At 49.4% G+C, this 545-nt stretch carries 1 protein-coding gene; it reads right to left on the reverse strand.

Annotation, left to right across the window (positions count from 1 at the left end; all coding sequences use genetic code 11):
* Positions 1-545, reverse strand: a 545-nt coding sequence (locus ACFO8Q_RS23795) for a Mu transposase domain-containing protein (protein WP_417323483.1), incomplete at both ends; no start/stop codon positions are given.

The raw sequence follows: 545 nt of genomic DNA on the forward strand, positions 1-545 counted from the left end.
GATGGCCGGCCAGAATGGCTTGAATTGCTACAGTGGTGTAAGGACCGACTTGCTGCGCCCATGACACAAAGCGCTCAGCATTCCATTGAACGTATTGCTTATGTTTGTCCGGCATATGATCGGCGACCGTATGATATTGGCCAGGACGTCCGTAGAGCCTGGGGTGAGAGCAAATGCGATGATGGTTGTAGAATACCTCGACGACACCTTTGGTGATGCGGACATCTACTTTATGCTTGATATATTCATAGGGGACGCTGTAATACATCTTGTCGACAGCTATGTGATAATTAAACTGTACGGTGGCGACTTTCCAGGTGGCGCATTCGTACAAGGAAACTGGCAGCGGTTGCAGGGTATGTTTCTCCTCATCAAGAAACGTACTGAGCCTGCTGCCTGGCTTCTTCTGAAAAGGGCGCTTATTAAACGCTGCGAGTTTTTCAGCGATGGCCGCGTTAAGTTCAGTCAGTGTGAAGAATGTCTGATTCCGTAAAGCGGCGATAATCCAGGTGGAAATGATTCCGACCGTACCTTCTGCACTAGGC

Origin of the sequence: Effusibacillus consociatus, assembly GCF_042652925.1 — a bacterium.
In the GTDB taxonomy this organism is placed as follows: domain Bacteria; phylum Bacillota; class Bacilli; order Tumebacillales; family Effusibacillaceae; genus Effusibacillus; species Effusibacillus consociatus.